This is a genomic window from Bradyrhizobium sp. MI1.3 (genome assembly GCF_055811695.1).
The window spans coordinates 1-441 of record NZ_JBVVPQ010000265.1; the positions used below are offsets into that span (position 1 = coordinate 1).

1 pseudogene is annotated in these 441 nt (G+C 52.8%); it reads left to right on the forward strand.

The features are described 5' to 3' along the window. Positions 1 to 441: pseudogene (locus AC0L3A_RS40960) on the forward strand (AAA family ATPase); the annotation flags it as partial.

Genomic DNA, 441 nt, shown 5'->3' on the forward strand with positions numbered 1-441 from the left:
GTGAAAGAAGCGGCCGCGGGACGCCAAGTCATCATCTTCACGCATAATCTTCTGTTCTTCAATGAGGTGGTTGACGCTGCCGCGCAGGCCACTCCAGCGGTCCCTCTGGTCCGAAACTACATCAATAAGTCGGAATCTGCTGGCTTTGGTTTGATCAGCGAAACCGATGAACCATGGATTGCTCAGTCCGTGACGAAACGCATTGAAACGCTCAAGGTGCGGCTGAAGGGCTTTGATGGCGTCGCGGATTTCACGACAGACACATGGCGGCGGCTTGCAAAGGACTTCTACACCGATCTCAGGGAAACTTGGGAGCGATTCGTTGAGGAGGTCCTGTTAGGAAAGGTCGTTGAACGATTCAACTGCGAGGTCAAAACACAGAGCTTGCGCATGGTCGTTGTCGAAGATGACGATCATAAGCAAGTCTACTGGGCGATGAAG